Here is a 14,994-nt window from a genome sequence, read left to right as displayed (position 1 = left end):
AAGAAATAAACCAGAGTGGACATGAGGGAGCGGCATGCATGTCGGTAACAGGGATTTTCTGTCGGGGCTTCTGTTCTGTTGTCTGGGGGCCGGGTTCGCCGCGATGGCGCCTGCCTATGCGATCGGGTCTCCGGCGCGGATAGGGGCGGGATTCTTTCCTCTTGTGCTTGGCATTTTGCTGGCGCTGATCGGGCTGATCATCATGCTGGCAAGCCTTGTCCGTTCAGCAGGCGGGGCGGAAGCGGGGGGCGTGCCTTCCTGGTCAGGAGTCCGCTCCCTGGGGGTGCTCGTTGGTGCTGTCGTTCTGTTCGGCATGATGCTGAACGTGTTCGGCCTTGTCGCGTCGGTCATCGCGCTGGTGCTGGCGGGAGGGCACGCCAGCCGCGAGTTCAAGCTCGGGGAAAGCTTGCGTCTTGCGGCGTGTCTTGCTCTTTCGTCGGCGCTTCTTTTCGTGGTGGCGCTCAAGCTGCCGATCGCACTGTGGCCCAGGTTTCTGTAGATCTTCACCGCCGCCTGGGTGTCATCCGGCGAACGCTGTGACGTGCGCGTCGCCAGACCGTTCCGTTAACGGCCTATAGCGTTTTCGAGCGACGTGGAAACCGGTTCGCGTGAAGAAAACGCGTTAAACCAAATAGTTCGCGTGTTTCAGCGTTTCCGTGAAGCGCTGAAACACGCTAGCGCCGGCGTAGGCCACGTTGGAGATGACGCAATGGACGTATTTTCGCATCTCGACCTCGGTTTCAGCGTTGCGTTGACGGCATCGAACATTTTGTACTGTTTCACCGGCGTGTTGTTGGGCACGCTGGTGGGCATCCTGCCGGGGCTGGGGCCTGTCGCCAGCATCGCCATGCTCTTGCCGGTCACCTATGCGCTGCCTCCCAGTTCCGCGTTGATCATGCTGGCGGGTATTTACTATGGCGCGCAATATGGAGGCTCCACGACAGCGATCCTGATCAACATCCCGGGCGAGTCGTCGTCGGTCGTTACGGCGATCGACGGCTACAAGATGGCGCTGAAAGGACGCGCCGGCCCGGCGCTCGGCATTGCGGCGATTGGCTCTTTCATTGCCGGATGCGTATCGACGCTGGCGGTGGCGTTCCTGGCGCCGGTTCTGAGCGATGTCGCGTTGAACTTCGGCCCGGCCGAGTACTTCTCCTTGATGGCGTTCGGACTTGTGGCGTCGGTCGTCCTGGCGCGCGGTTCGGTCATCAAGGCGATCGCCATGATCATTACCGGCCTTCTGCTCGGTCTTGTGGGAACGGACGTCAATTCGGGCACGGTGCGGTATGCCTTTGGTATTCCTGAACTGGCCGACGGCGTCGGGTTTATCGCCCTGAGCATGGCGTTGTTCGGCCTTGCCGAAATCGCGACCAATCTGGAGGGCAAGGTCGATCGCGACGTGTCGCCGCGCGCCGTGGGTCGCGTGCTGCCGGGGTGGCCAGATGTGAAGCAATCCGCGCCGTCCATCGCGCGTGGCACCATTCTCGGCTCATTGCTGGGCGTGCTGCCCGGCGGCGGCGCGCTGCTGGCTTCGTTTGCTGCCTATACGCTGGAGAAGCGTACCGCTCGTCCCCCGCGGACTTTCGGCGAGGGTGACATTCGCGGTGTCGCGGGGCCGGAAGCCGCGAACAATGCAGGAGCGCAAACATCGTTCATTCCGATGATCACGCTTGGCGTCCCCTCCAATCCGACGATGGCGCTCATGATTGGCGCGCTGATGATCCAGGGTATTGCACCCGGGCCTGGCATCATGACGGAGCAGCCGGAACTCTTCTGGGGGCTCATTGCATCGATGTGGATTGGCAACCTGATGCTGCTCGTCCTCAATCTGCCGCTGATCGGCATCTGGATTAGGCTTCTAAAGATCCCGTATCGATTATTGTTCCCGTCGATTCTGGTATTCTGTGCCATCGGCGTCTATTCGTCGAGCAACAACGTTTTCGATGTTTACCTGATGGCTGCGCTGACGGTACTTGGCTACATCTTCATCAAGCTTGATTGCGAGCCGGCACCCCTCATCCTGGGCTTTATCCTGGGACCGATGATGGAAGAGAATCTGCGCCGCGCGATGCTGATCTCGCGCGGCGATCCCTCTACATTCTTCAACCAGCCGATCAGTCTGAGTTTCCTGGTGGCGATTGTGGTGCTGCTTGTCATCCTGATACTGCCGTCGGTACGCGAGACCCGTGAGGTGGCGCTGCGCGAATAGGTGTGAACAAGCACCGCAGACTTCGATCTCGTCCCAATTGGGGTGCATACGGGAGTCCTGCCGGGGCGCTTTCTCGGCATCCCGACAGGAGATCCGGTCAGGCTACATCCTGAAGCCGGACTTGGCCGTTGTGCAGAAAACAGGCTTTGGAGAAGATGCCCAACTCGACGGGATTAGGCAGGCGAATGTCCCGGATACCTGGGACAGGGTCGCGCTCCGGGTCAAAGGAACGGTCGATCTGAGAGATGAACCCCAGGATGACCCCGGTCTTGCGCGCAAATTTCCGGAGAACCTGCATCTGCTCCGAAAGAGATGGCTTGCTTCTTTGCTGATCGAGAATTTGCAAATAATCGATGATGGCAACCGTTCCACGGGCCGGGCCGGCCAGATGCCGGATGATAAAATCGGCGCTGATGTCGTCCGAGGCCACAATTTCCAGCTTGTCGCCAAGGCTGTGAGCGTATCCATCCAGTGAATGGATACGCTCCCTTGTTTCACGCTCGGTATATTCCAGCGTGAAAAAGAGTGCCCTCCTGCCCTCGCGAGCCGCATCGAGCAGAATCTGAAGCCCCAGCAGGGTCTTGCCGTGTCCGGGGCGAGCACCCAGCAACAGCAACTCCCCGTTCGCAAGTTTGGAAAGCACGGTTTTCGACGGCGAGTGCATGGCGAACTGGGAAGAGAGCAGGCTCCATCCCGCAAAACCCTCCTCCCGCGCAATGCGATCCAACGCTTCGTGGAGGGCAATTTTTTCGTCCCGACCCAGTTGTTTGGCCCGGCGTTTCAGTTGGTAGATGGGGGCGGACAGCCTCATCAAGGAACCTCCATTACGAGCCAGAGACGCAATCCCTCCTTATGCGGACGCTCGAACAGATGGTTCGATGATCTCGTTACCCCGTATGTGCAATACTTCCCCGATTGGAGGGGGGAGGCGCGGGCCAAGCCTGTTTCTGAAGGATATCGCAAGGCGGCAATCCGGACAAGCGCCATGACGGCGATGCGGGATGAAGCGGCCGTTGCGGCTGCTATGGGCCGGGCGCCACCCTGATCGCAGGTGAGGCCGCCCGGCCTACGCTTCGTCCAGCGCCAAGGCGAGATCGGCAATCAGGTCGTCGGGGTGCTCGATTCCAATCGACAGCCGGATCGTCGAGTCAAGCACGCCGATGCGTTCGCGCACATCTGCCGGCACACCGGAATGCGTCGTCGTCGCGGGATGGGAGGCGAGCGACTCCGTTCCGCCGAGACTGACGGCGAGCTTGAAGATCTTCAGCGCGTTCAGGAACCGGAACGAGGCCGGCTGACCGCCATCGATATCGAAGGAGAAGGTCGAACCCGCACCGCTGCACTGGGCCGCGAATGTGCGGGCGGTGGCCGATTCCGGATCGCTGTAGGGCAGATAGTGAATCGTCTCGACCTTCGGGTGATCCCGCAGAAAGTCGGCCACGGTCTTCGCGTTGCTGTTTGCGCGCTCCATGCGGATCTGCAGCGTCTCCAGCGACCGTCCCAGCATCCAGCACGAATGCGGATCAAGCTGCGTGCCAATCGCGCCCCGCAGCGCCTTGACCTGCTTCATCAGTGCGCTGCCGCCGAGCGCGGCTCCGGCAATCAGGTCCGAATGGCCGCCGACATACTTCGTCAGCGAGTAGAGCGAGATATCCGCCCCGTGTTCGATCGGTCGCTGGAAAACCGGCCCGAGCAGCGTGTTGTCGCATGCGATGATCGGCGTATGGCCCTGCTTTTCGCCGATCGCATCCGCGATCCGGCGGATCATCGCGATATCGACCAGGCTGTTGGTCGGATTGGCGGGCGTCTCGACCAGGATGACCGAGACGCGGCCCTTCGCTGTCGCCTCGTCGGCCGCAGCCTTCACCGAAGCCTCGCTGACGCCGTCGTCAAATCCGACGGCGGAAACGCCGAGATTGAGGAACGTCCTGGCCAGCAGCGTTTCGGTGCCGCCGTAGAGCGGATGCGAATGCAGGATGACATCGCCCGGGCGCACGAAGGTGAGCAGCGTCGTGGCGATTGCCGACATGCCGGATGAGAACAGGGCACAGCTTTCCGTCCGCTCGTAGACGGCAAGGCGGTCCTCGACGATCTCGCTGTTCGGGTGGTTGAAGCGCGAGTAGACGAGGCCGGCGCCTTTGCCTTGCGGCGGTTCCTTGCGGCCGGAGACATAGTCGAAGAAATCCCGGCCGTCCTCGGCGGACTTGAAGACGAAAGTCGACGTCAGGAAGACGGGTGGCTTGACGGCGCCTTCGGAGAGCTCCGGATCATAGCCGAAATTCAGCATCTGCGTTTCCGGATGCAAGGCGCGATTGCCGATATGGGTTTGCGACGGATGCGGCGCGGTCATCGGAGGTCTCCTCAAAGACTGTCACGGGCTTCGCATTGCAGATTATATCAAATGCAGTCGCGATTTCCCGCGATTTCGCACCGCATTGGGTTACGGGGGCAACCTATTGCGGAGACGACGGATCTGGTGCATGCGCCCGTTGAGGATGTTCTTTTTCAACGCCCGTTTTTCAATATCATCAAAGCTGACTACGGAGCAGCATCAGCCTGCGCCGGCGGGGCCAATCTCTCAGCTTGAGGCTCCGCCAATCCGTCGATCAGCCAGTTCCACACGGTGCCGAAATAGGCGTCCAGCGCTTCCGGCGCGTCATAGTCGGAGCCGCCCAGCATGGCGCGTGTCGTGGGCACGGAAACCAGGCTGTGAATGAGATAGGCGGCCATGAATGCCGGATCTCCGGCCCGCAGGAAGCGTCCGGCCTGCGCCGCGCTGACGGCATCGATGAGCTTCTCCATGAGAGGATCGGGCTGTGAGACGCCCGAGTCCTGCTTGCCGAACACGATGGCCTCGCTCAGCGTGATGCGCTTCAGGGCGATGAGATCCCGCTCCATGTTGATGGCGAGAAACAGCCTCAGGAGGCTTTGCAGGCGGGTGAGCACGTCGCCTTCAGTCGGCGCGAGATCCCGCACCCGTTCCAATACCTGGTTGCGGGCATATTCGACGACACCTTCGAACAGCGCCGCTTTCGAGGGAAAGCGCCGGTAGATCGTGTCCTTTCCCGCTCCGCACGCTGCCGCGACCTGTTCAACGGATGTCCCTGCAAAACCCCGGGAGGCAAACAGCCCGAGGGCAGTCTCCAGGATACGCGAGGTCGGCTCTTTTGCCTCCTGCTTCGTTGGTCGTCCGCTTCTGGATTTCGAACGCGCCGATTTTCGGTCAGTCATATTGTCCCCATTCGTGCATGCCGCTCATACGTACGGGCCGGACTTCTTGTGCTCCCGGCTCCCGGCGCGAACCTGTGAGACCATTTTCCTCCTCGCGTCAACCGCCGGATCCGTTCCAACCCATACCACAATATCAATCAATTCCAATTCTAATATGATGATAATCAACGGAAATAAACTGGACAGGACCGTCCCGTTTGTTTATTCGTCGTGACCGGTTTCAAGGCGTGCGCCGCTGGAAGGTTCTCATGTCGCCGAACCTGCCCGAAGGCGGCATCAGGGGGATTCGATGGTTCAGGGTTCAATGCGCATCGCTTGCATCGCTTTGGTCGGCGTATCGACGCTCGGGATGGTTGCGGCGTCCGCCCAGGATGCTGCCATCCAGCTCGATACGGTCGTCGTCGAAGGCGAAGCGCCTCTTGCGGATACGCGCGACCGGCTGTTTGTCGGGCGCACGATATCGGCAACCAAGACCGAAACGCCCGTCCTCGAAACGCCGCAATCGATAACGACCGTCTCGCGCAGGCAAATCGATGAGCAGAATCCGCAGACCGTGAGCGATGCCTTGCGCTATACCGCGGGCGTGCTCTCCGATCGCGACACGAACGCGCGGTACGATTCCGTTTTCCTGCGCGGCTTCGGAGCGTTCGGCACCTCGACGACCTATGTCAACTTTCTTGACGGCCTGAAGCTGCCGCGGGGGCAGGCCTTCGCCCAGACCTCCATCGATCCTTTCCTGCTCGACCGCATCGACGTGCTCAAGGGCCCCTCGGCGGTGCTTTACGGACAGATCAGCCCGGGCGGGCTGGTCAATCAGATCAGCCGCATGCCGTCTGAGCATCCCTACAACGAGGTCCGTGTCGAGGGAGGAAGCCACGGCAGGATCCAGGGCGGGCTGACGTCACGCGGGCCGCTGACAGCCGATGGCAGGTGGCAATACGGTCTGAGCATGATCGGCCGCTCGGCGGGCACGCGTTACGAGGACGTCGACGAGAAGCGTTTCGGGGTTGCGCCGGCGCTGAAATGGCAGCCCGATCCGGATACGTCGCTCCTCGTATCAGGCTATTTTCAGCGGGATCCGGAGGGCGGCTATTTCAACTCGCTCTATCCCCGCTTTCTGGCACCTGCCGAATACCGGTCGAGTCTCAACCGCAAGCTGAACATCGGCGATCCGGCCTTCGACGCCTTCGAGCGGGAGCAGTACGGAATCGGCTACAAGTTCGAGCATCGCTTCAATGATCTCGTGACCGTCAGGTCGCACTTCCGCTATTCGCATGTCGATGTCGATTTCAGATCCCTCCAGATGTCCGGGCCGATCTCGACCGCCGGCATCATCCCGCGCCACGCCCTGCGATCGATCGAGGATGTCGACGGTGTTGCCTTCGACAATCAGGCCCAGTTCAATTTCGATACCGGAGCCATAGGCCACACCGTCCTCGCGGGGGTCGACCACCAGAATTCGACCAGCGGATGGCAATATCTGTTCGGCGCCGCCACCCCGCTCGATGTCGTCAATCCGCGTTACGGGCAGCCTGCCGGCCCGCTCGCGAAGATCATCGACAGCGATCAGACGGTCCGGCAAACCGGGCTCTACCTGCAGGATCAGCTGAAGTTCGGCGGTTTCCGCGCTTTGCTCGGCGTCCGCCACGACTGGACCCGGCAAGAGACCGACAACCGCCTCGCGGTCACGCGTTCGGAGCAGGAGAGCGACAAGACGAGCTATCGGGCAGGGCTGCTCTACCTGTTCGACAACGGCCTCGCGCCCTATGCGAGCTACTCGACATCCTTCGAGCCGGTGATCGGTGTCGGCGCCGACGGGGCGGCCTTCGTCCCCACCGAAGGCGAGCAGTATGAGGTCGGTATCAAGTATCAGCCGACCGGTTTCGATGCCCTGTTCACGTTCTCGGCCTTCGACATTCGCCAGAAGAACGTCCTGACGGCGGGTGTCATACCGGGGTTCAGCGTCCAGCAGGGTGAGATCAGGTCCCGGGGGCTTGAATTCGAGGCGAGGGGAAATCTCACGAAAAACCTCGGCCTCATCGCCGCGCTGACGCTGCTCGATACCGAGGTTTCAAGATCGGGCGACGCCTCGATCGTCGGGAACCGGCCGCAGGCTGTTCCCAATCACTTCGGATCGTTTTGGGGAAGCTATACGATCGACGAGGGGCTGCTGGCGGGGCTGACGATCGGAGGCGGGGTTCGCTTCGTCGGCGCGAGCTACGCCGACGACGCCAATACGGCGAAGGCGAGCGGCTATACCCTCGTCGACGCGGCCCTGCGCTACGACTTCGGCGCGAAAACGCCAGCCCTGGAGGGGCTGGAGGCGACGCTCAACGTCACGAACCTGTTCGACAAGGACTATTACTCGAGCTGCAGCTCCAACATCTATTGCCAGTTCGGCAACGGACGGCAGGTGCTGGCGGGCCTGCGCTACAGATGGTAGGCGCCATGGCGATCGATCGGCGCGCTTTCTGCGGTTCCGTTATTATGGGCGGCTTCCTATCCGCAGCTCCCGCGCGTTCCGGTGAAGCTTTCGAGATTACCGATGTGACGGGCCGCAGGGTATCCCTTGCCGCCCGGCCGAAACGGATCGTCCTGCTGGAGGCGCGGGATATCGTTAGCATGGCGCTCGTGCATCCGGATCCCGCGTCGTTCGTGGCCGGGTGGGCGGCGACCGACCGCATCGACAGCAACCTCCTGTTGCGGCGCTTCGATCCCGATCAAAGGATCGAGGTTGTCGGGAGCCAGACGCCCGATACCGTTTCCTTCGAGAAACTGGTCGACCTGTCGCCGGACCTTGTCGTCGCCAATCTGCTGATGGCTCCCGACGGCGGCAACGATCTTCTGGTCAGGCGGCTGGAGAGCGCCGGGATTCCGGTCATCTTCAGCGATGCATCGAGCAATGCCCGGGCCGGAGAGCGCTCGCGGCGCGGCCCCGTGGCCAATCTGCATGACGAAATGCGGATGTGGGGCGAGCTTCTCGATGCGCGGGAGAAGGCGCAGGCTTTCGCCAGGTTTTTCGATGAGCACATCGCGGGAGTGGCCGGGCGGGTAGCCGATGCCGCCCCCGTGACGACCTACCTGGAAGTCCAGTCGACCGTCGATGACTGCTGCTGGGCGGCGGGTAACAGAATCTGGGGCGAGCTGCTTGAACTGGCGGGCGGTACCACCTTGCCGGGCGTTGCCGCCCCGTGGTTCCAGAAGCTGTCGCTCGAATTTCTGCTGACGACACCCCATGACGTCTATATCGCCTCGGGCGGGGAGTGGGCAGCGGGCGGGCGGCCGGCGATCGCTCCGGGCCTCGACCCGCTCGCAGCCCGCAAGGGGCTTGAGCGCCTGATCCGGCGCACCGGTTTCGACACGCTGCCCAGCGTGCAAGGCCGGCGCGTTCACGGGATCTGGACGGGGTTGATCACGGTGCTTCCGCTCAATGTCCTGTTCGTGGAGACCGCCGCGAAGTGGCTGCATCCGGATCGCTGTCGCGATCTCGATCCGGAGGCGACGCTTGCCGAGATCAATTCGCGATTTCTGGCGACACCGATGGAGGGTCCGCTCTGGATTTCGCTGTAGGAGGACATCATGACGCAACCTGTGCGCGGCCAGCGCCTCTACCGGGCGACCGCAATTGTCGACTTTCCAAGGATTGCCGATTTTCTCGATTCCGTCCTGACCTCGATCGCCACGCACGACATGACGGTCACGCCGGAAAACGGCATTCACAGGGTGACGACGCCGTTCGGGCACGCAACCGTGGAAGCGCTGCCGGGCCGATTGAACCTGGAGGTCGAGACTGCTGACCGGAACGCGCTCAACCGGCTGAAGCACGCGCTCGTCGGGCCGATCCTGTTCATCGCCGCCAGCGAGAATCTGGACATCCGATGGTCCGGGGATGAAACAGGTCCGTCCCTTCCGGATGATCTGCGCGTCCTGCGCGTCGATCGTGTCACGCAACTGACGCCGCGGATGCGTCGCATTGCCTTTCATGGCGAAAACCTGGCTCGCTTCGATCGCCCCGACCAGCTCCACTGCAGGGTGATCTTTCAGCCGAAGGACGTCCGGCAGCCGGAGTGGCCGCGGCTCGACGATCGGGGGCATGTCGTCTGGCCGAACGAGCAAACGCTCGATACCCGCGTCTATACGATCCGGCGCATCAACGCGGAGGCGGGGGAGATCGCCATCGATTTCGCCCTTCACGACACACCCGGACCCGCCACGCGCTGGGCGCTCGCCGCCCAACCGGGCGATATCGTCGGCATTCTCGGCCCTGCGGCCCATGGCCCGAAGCCAGCGTCGTTCGTCGTGCTCGCCGGCGACGAGACCGGTCTTCCGGGGATCGCGAGGATTCTCGAAACGCTGGACGTGGACGTCAGGGGACATGCCTTCATCGAAGTGGCCGGCCGGTCCGAAGAGCAGCCATTGACCGCTCCCCCCGGGGTGCAAATTCGCTGGCTTCATCGCCCGGCAAGCGGTGACGGTGAAACCTCGCCTCTCCCCGATGCGGTCGAGACCGTCCGATGGCCCGCCGATCTGGAAACGGCCTTCTTCTGGGGCGGCTGCGAATACAGCGCCTTTCGCCGGATCCACCACTGGCTCCGCGATCGAATCGGGCTCCCGCGGGAGCGCCAGGTCCTGCATTCCCATTGGCACCGGCGGATGAGCGAGGAGGATATCATTCGCGCCGGCGCCGAGGCGTACCTGCCGTAATCCTGGGAAGCGGCATTCCTTAATGTACGTCAGAAGGCCCGCACCTACGGAAGGGACGAGGCGGCCTCCGGCACGTAGATCATCCTGCCATCGTCGAGGCGATAGGTGATCCCGGCACGCACACCCTGGCCCTCGCCGATCTTGCCGCTTGCCTCGTAGCGTTTCAGTTCCCGACCGTCCTTGACGGTGATGCGCATGTCCGGTTCGCCGGGGTTCTCCACCACCGTCACCTTCGCGGCGGAGAACGGATTGAGCGGATTGGTGACGATGACGATCATCAGGATGCCGATTACCACCAGAAACAGGTCGATGAGATTGACGACGGACAGGATCGGGTCGTCGGCATCATCATGGTCCAGAAACCGCATCAGGCAACGCCTCCCGCGCGTTCGAGGGTGCGCAACTCCTCCAGCAGCCACCGCCGCCGGATCGTCAGGATGAAAAATGTGATGCTGGCGCTGATGAGGGCGAGAATAACGGCCGAGAAGGCGACGACGAGATTGTCGCCGACAGAGGCCGCGTCGCCGCGGCTCAAGGCCAGCAGCGCGGGCCCCATCGGGATCATCGTCGCCACGAGGCCAAGCATCGGCGCGGCGCGCGAGACGATGCGCAGCCATTCCAGCCGTTTCATGATCCGCAGTTCGAGATCGTCGCTGTGCAGCGCCTGCCCGGCTTCGCCCGCGAGGACCGGACGGTACTTGCCGCGCCAGCGCTGGGCGGTCTCGGCCAGAAACATGCCGAGCGCCACGAACGTATAGGCAAGCGATGCGGCGATCAGTATGAGCACAGGCGTGAGGAACAGGCGCGACAGATCGTAGAGGCCAAGTTCGAGACCGTTCATGGGGGGGAACTCCGGCTAAAGCGTTTTCAAGCAAAGTGGGTACCGCTTTGCGTGAGGAAAACGCGTCAAATCAAAAAGATAGAGCCTTTCTGCGTTTCAACGAAACGCAGAAAGGCTCTATTCCGTGAGGCGTTGGCACGCCATTGAAGGCCCGCGCCGGCCGCCAGCAGGCCGAAAAGGACGAGAAGCGACGCCCACAGCGGCCAGCCGTCGTTCGGCTGGTCCGCCGCCATTTCTTCCAGCACCTGGCCTTGAACCGCCTGCGTCGCCCCCGCTGCCGGCTCGGCGGGCTCCAGCGGCACGCCGGCCACTCCCTGCGTGGCGGCGGGTGTTGTTGACGCAGCGAGGCCGAAGCCGGCTGCCATGCGCTCGACGAACGCCCGGGTCAAGGGCTCACCGACGTCGACATTGTGGTTGGCAGCCAATTCCTGCCAGCGTTCCGCAAGTTGCCGGCGCGTATCTGCGGGCGCGTTCCAGTATGCCTTGCGGATGGCTTCGACCATGCGCTCAAGGAGCTGTGCCTGTGCGGTGGGGTTGTGCGTCTCGAACCAGGCGTCGATGTCGAGATTGCGGATGTCCGCCACATAGGTCTCGAACAGGGCCTGCCACTGGTCGGCGCGCACGGTTGAGGGATCGACCGCCTGCCAGCCGAACAGGTTGTTGGCCGCGTTGAGCATGGCGAGCGTGCCGGCATAGCCTTCCGCCTTCATGCCCTCGATCCACTGCGGGTTGAGAGTGCGGGTGCGCAACTCATCCGACAGGACGCGGGCGAGGGATGCGGTCCGTGGTGCGCCTTGACGCAGGTCCGAGACGTAGAGCGATGGACCCTTGCCATCGAGGTGGCGGATCGCGAGCGACAGACCGCCCAGAAATTCGAACGGATGGTCGGTGGACAAGACGCCATGCAGATTGGATGAGCGCGACATGACGGCGGCCTGTGTGCCCTTCAACTGCTCGGCGAAGAGGTTGACGGAAGCCGGGCTGATGCCCCAGGCTTTGGCGCCGTAGGCATAACGGGTACCGTCGAGGAAGCGTGCGGCAAGTGCGGAATCGTCCTCCCAGGTCGTGGAGCGCAGGGTCATGTCCGGCAGGCCGGAGCCGTAGCTGCCCGGCGCGTTGCTGAAGATGCGCAGGCGCGCCTGCTCCCGCGCCTCGTCGGGCGGCAGGCCTTTCTGCGCCAGCGCGGCGGCGATGCGGGCGCTGTTGGCGGCCACCGGGTTATCCGCCTCGTCCACGGCGGCAAGGCGATCGATCGCATCGGCCAGCAGCCGCAGGAAGCCGTCGAACTGATCGCGGTAGACGCTCGTCGCCTGCACAACGACATCGACGCGCGGCCGGCCGAGCTCGGCGGCGGGCACGATCTCAAGCGCGCGGACGCGGCCGCCTTCGTCCCACACCGGCCGCAGGCCGAGCGCATGGAGTACCTGCGCCTCGGTCACGCCGAGATGGCGCACCGCCTCCGACGACCAGAGACTGAACGCGAGCTTCTCTGGCCGGGCGCCGCCGTGATCCTTGCGAAAGGCGTCAACAAGCTGCTCGAAGGCCTGCCCGCCGGCCTCCCAGGCGGCTTGCGTCGGTATCCGGTCCGGCTCGAAGGCATAGAGGTTGCGGCCGCTTTTCACATCGGGATTGCGGACCGGGTCTCCGCCCGCGCCGGGCGCGACGAAGCGGCCCTCGAGGCCCGCGAGCAGCGCCTCGATCTCGCCGGGCGCGGCAAGGCCGGCCTCGAGTGCCTCCGCGCGCCCGAGAAAGCTCTTCAACGGATCGGGGAGGGAGGAGCGGTCCGCGCCCTCGCGCAGGTATTTTCGCAAGGTGGCGAAAGGTGCCGTCTCCGTCAGCTTCGCGAAATCGTCGACGAAAAGCTCGTCGGATCCCGCGCCGACCGCCTCATAGTAGGGCTGGCCGAGCTGCTGCATGACGGTCGCCAGCCGGTGGTCGGGGAGAGCCGGCTGGCCGAACGTGTGGAGCCCCAGCGGCATGGCCGTTCTCGCCAGCGCGTGCAGGTGGTCGTGCAGGACCGGCAGGAACGCGTCGAAATCCTGCCGCGCCGCCTCCTCGCTCCAGCCAAGGTCGGTGTGCATGGTGGCCTTGATGGCGGCGTCCGTGATCGCGCGCGCCGTTCTGTCCCGGACAGCGCCTTCGTCGAGCTGCACGTAGTCGTGGATCAGGTGATGGATGTCGCGCAGCTCGTCGTAGAGGCCGGAGGGGGCGAAGGGCGGGGTCTGGTGGCTGATCGTGACCGCGCGGCCGCGTCGGCGCGCCTGCAGCGCTTCGGCGACATTGTCCTGGATGTAGGGATAGAACACCGGCACATCGCCGACAGTCAGGAACGGATCGTCATCGGCGGCAAGCCCCCGGTCCTTGCCCGGCAGCCATTCCTGCGTGCCGTGCGTGCCGAGATGGATGATGGCATCGGTGCCGAGCGCCTCGCGCAGGTAGAGATAGGCGGCCATGTAAAGGTGGTCGGGCGGGCTCGACGTGTCGTGATAGTGCCCGCCGGGCGTGCCGTCGCGCGGCATCTGCGGCATGATGACGAGCTTGCCGCGCGTGAGTGCCGGAATGACGAAACTTGGCACGCCGTCCACCACGCGCACGGCCCAATGCCTCGCCGGTTCGCCCCAGTGGGAAAAGGCGCGGCGCCTGGCCGGCGAGAGCGAGGCGAGCCAGCGTTCGTAGTCCGCGACGGGAAGGGTGACGGCGAGGTTCCGGCGGAGCAGATCCTCCAGCGGCACGGTGCGGTAGAGGCCGCCGAGCATCGCCTGACCCGTTGCGATCATCTCCTGTTCGGCGAGCGGTGGCACATCGTAGCCCGCTTGCGACAGGCGTGCGGTGATGGTTTCGATGCTGGCGGGGACATTGAGGTTCGAGGCAGAGAGGTTCTTTTCGCCGGCGGGATAGTTCCAGAACAGCAGCGCCAGACGCTTGTCGGTTGCGGGCTTGCGGCGCAGCGCGACGAGGCTCTTCAGCTTGCCGGCCAGCGCATCGAGCTGGGCGGGCAGGGGAACTTCCGCCCCATTGTCCACCGCGCTCAGCACGATGGGGTCCGTCATGCCCCAGGCTTCGGGACCGGCGAGGAAGACCGCTGCCGTGCGCATCGGGATGCCGGTCGTGGCCGCTGCCCATTCCCGCGGACCGCCCTCCCGGAAACCGGTCGTCTGGATGACGGGGATGTCGAGGGCGAGGAACTCGGCGCTGCGCGCGGTGCCGTTCTGCAAGTGGGTGAGGTTGACGAGCGCGTCCGCTCCCGCCGGCCGCAGAACCTTCGTCAGGCCCTGCGGGTCCGCGCTGTCGAACCAGAACACGATGGGCAAGAGGCCGGCAGCCTCGGTGCGGGCGATGAGAGCGTCGACAAGCCCGGTCTGCATGCCCGACACGACGCTGCTATGAACGATGAAACCGATGCGGCCGGCGGGGTTCTCCCAGCGTTCGGCCCCCCAGGCGAGGTAGGCGTCGAGCGTATCGAAGACGTGCGGCGCGGCCGGATGATAGAAGCCCGTTTCGGGCAAGCGCCGCGGCGGCGGGAATGCGGAAAGGTCGCCGCCCGTTTTCCACGCATGGACGGCGGCGAAGAACTGACGAAAATTCTCCGCCCCGCCGCCGGCATAGTAGCCGGCCAGAACCGACGCTTCGCGCGCGGCGATCCGGTGCCAGACGGGCCGCCCGCCGCCGACAACGATGACCGGCACCACTGAGGACGCAAGCCGGTCGCCCAGTGCCTGCTCGACGCGTGACCGGTCGCCCGGTCGCGGGACGTCGAGGACGATGAGATCCGCGCCCGTCAGCCAGTCGTCCGGCGATGAGTTGGCCGTTTCGACGTCGACGCTTTCCAGTGCGACATTGGCCGCGTCGGCAATGGGATGCATCGCCGCGAATTTCGCCGGCAGCACGAAACTGCTGGCAAGCACGCGCACGACCGCGCGTGCGGTCGGAGCGGCCTCCTGGGCACCGGAGGAGGCCACGAGCAGGGCCAGCGCAAGCGGGATCAAGGCAAGGGTGCGCACGATCCGAA

General features: G+C 63.9%; 11 protein-coding genes. 5 read left to right on the top strand and 6 right to left on the bottom strand.

Going from position 1 to position 14,994, the window contains the following annotated elements; all coding sequences use genetic code 11:
• Nucleotides 1–34: 34 nt before the first annotated feature.
• Both ACUSIJ_RS03695 and ACUSIJ_RS03690 read left to right on the top strand, forming a co-directional pair.
• Nucleotides 35–499 (top strand): tripartite tricarboxylate transporter TctB family protein, encoded by a 465-nt coding sequence (locus tag ACUSIJ_RS03695; protein WP_449307022.1) that lies wholly within the window; start codon nt 35–37, stop codon nt 497–499.
• Between the two features lie 210 nt (nt 500–709).
• Nucleotides 710–2,209: a tripartite tricarboxylate transporter permease gene (locus ACUSIJ_RS03690; protein ID WP_449307021.1), complete on the top strand. Its 1,500-nt coding sequence runs from the start codon at nt 710–712 to the stop codon at nt 2,207–2,209.
• 97 nt (nt 2,210–2,306) lie between these two features.
• Here ACUSIJ_RS03690 and ACUSIJ_RS03685 read toward each other — a convergent pair whose 3' ends face one another.
• The 3 genes from ACUSIJ_RS03685 to ACUSIJ_RS03675 form a co-directional block, all read right to left on the bottom strand.
• Nucleotides 2,307–3,020 (bottom strand): DNA helicase, encoded by a 714-nt coding sequence (locus tag ACUSIJ_RS03685; protein ID WP_449307020.1) that lies wholly within the window; start codon nt 3,018–3,020, stop codon nt 2,307–2,309.
• A gap of 255 nt (nt 3,021–3,275) precedes the next feature.
• Entirely contained in the window at nt 3,276–4,559 is a 1,284-nt protein-coding gene (locus tag ACUSIJ_RS03680) for a cystathionine gamma-synthase family protein (RefSeq protein ID WP_449307019.1), read from the bottom strand.
• A gap of 188 nt (nt 4,560–4,747) precedes the next feature.
• Entirely contained in the window at nt 4,748–5,440 is a 693-nt protein-coding gene (locus ACUSIJ_RS03675) for a TetR/AcrR family transcriptional regulator (RefSeq protein ID WP_449307018.1), read from the bottom strand.
• 289 nt (nt 5,441–5,729) lie between these two features.
• Here ACUSIJ_RS03675 and ACUSIJ_RS03670 point away from each other — a divergent pair, with 289 nt between their 5' ends.
• Genes ACUSIJ_RS03670 through ACUSIJ_RS03660 form a run of 3 tightly spaced genes read left to right on the top strand, consistent with a single transcriptional unit; the run spans nt 5,730 to nt 10,144 of the window.
• On the top strand, nt 5,730–7,883 hold the full coding sequence (locus tag ACUSIJ_RS03670) for a TonB-dependent siderophore receptor (RefSeq protein ID WP_449307017.1): 2,154 nt from the start codon (nt 5,730–5,732) through the stop codon (nt 7,881–7,883).
• A 5-nt stretch (nt 7,884–7,888) separates the two neighbouring features.
• Nucleotides 7,889–9,010, top strand: a complete 1,122-nt coding sequence (locus ACUSIJ_RS03665; RefSeq protein ID WP_449307016.1) for an ABC transporter substrate-binding protein — start codon at nt 7,889–7,891, stop codon at nt 9,008–9,010.
• 9 nt (nt 9,011–9,019) lie between these two features.
• On the top strand, nt 9,020–10,144 hold the full coding sequence (locus tag ACUSIJ_RS03660; RefSeq protein ID WP_449307015.1) for a DUF2218 domain-containing protein: 1,125 nt from the start codon (nt 9,020–9,022) through the stop codon (nt 10,142–10,144).
• 44 nt (nt 10,145–10,188) lie between these two features.
• Here the strand turns inward: ACUSIJ_RS03660 and ACUSIJ_RS03655 are convergent, their stop codons facing one another.
• The 3 genes from ACUSIJ_RS03655 to cobN form a co-directional block, all read right to left on the bottom strand.
• Nucleotides 10,189–10,512, bottom strand: coding sequence for a DUF2149 domain-containing protein (locus tag ACUSIJ_RS03655; protein WP_449307014.1), 324 nt, complete (start codon nt 10,510–10,512; stop codon nt 10,189–10,191).
• Complete coding sequence (locus ACUSIJ_RS03650; RefSeq protein WP_449307013.1) at nt 10,512–10,985, bottom strand: MotA/TolQ/ExbB proton channel family protein; 474 nt, start codon at nt 10,983–10,985, stop codon at nt 10,512–10,514. Before ACUSIJ_RS03650 ends, ACUSIJ_RS03655 begins: the two co-directional genes overlap by 1 nt.
• A gap of 65 nt (nt 10,986–11,050) precedes the next feature.
• Nucleotides 11,051–14,986, bottom strand: a complete 3,936-nt coding sequence (gene cobN, locus ACUSIJ_RS03645; RefSeq protein WP_449307012.1) for a cobaltochelatase subunit CobN — start codon at nt 14,984–14,986, stop codon at nt 11,051–11,053.
• Between the last annotated feature and the right edge of the window lie 8 nt (nt 14,987–14,994).

It is taken from the genome of Pseudochelatococcus sp. B33, assembly GCF_053570585.1.
Note: the sequence above shows the minus strand (reverse complement) of the source record. Positions and strands in the feature narration are given on the sequence as shown.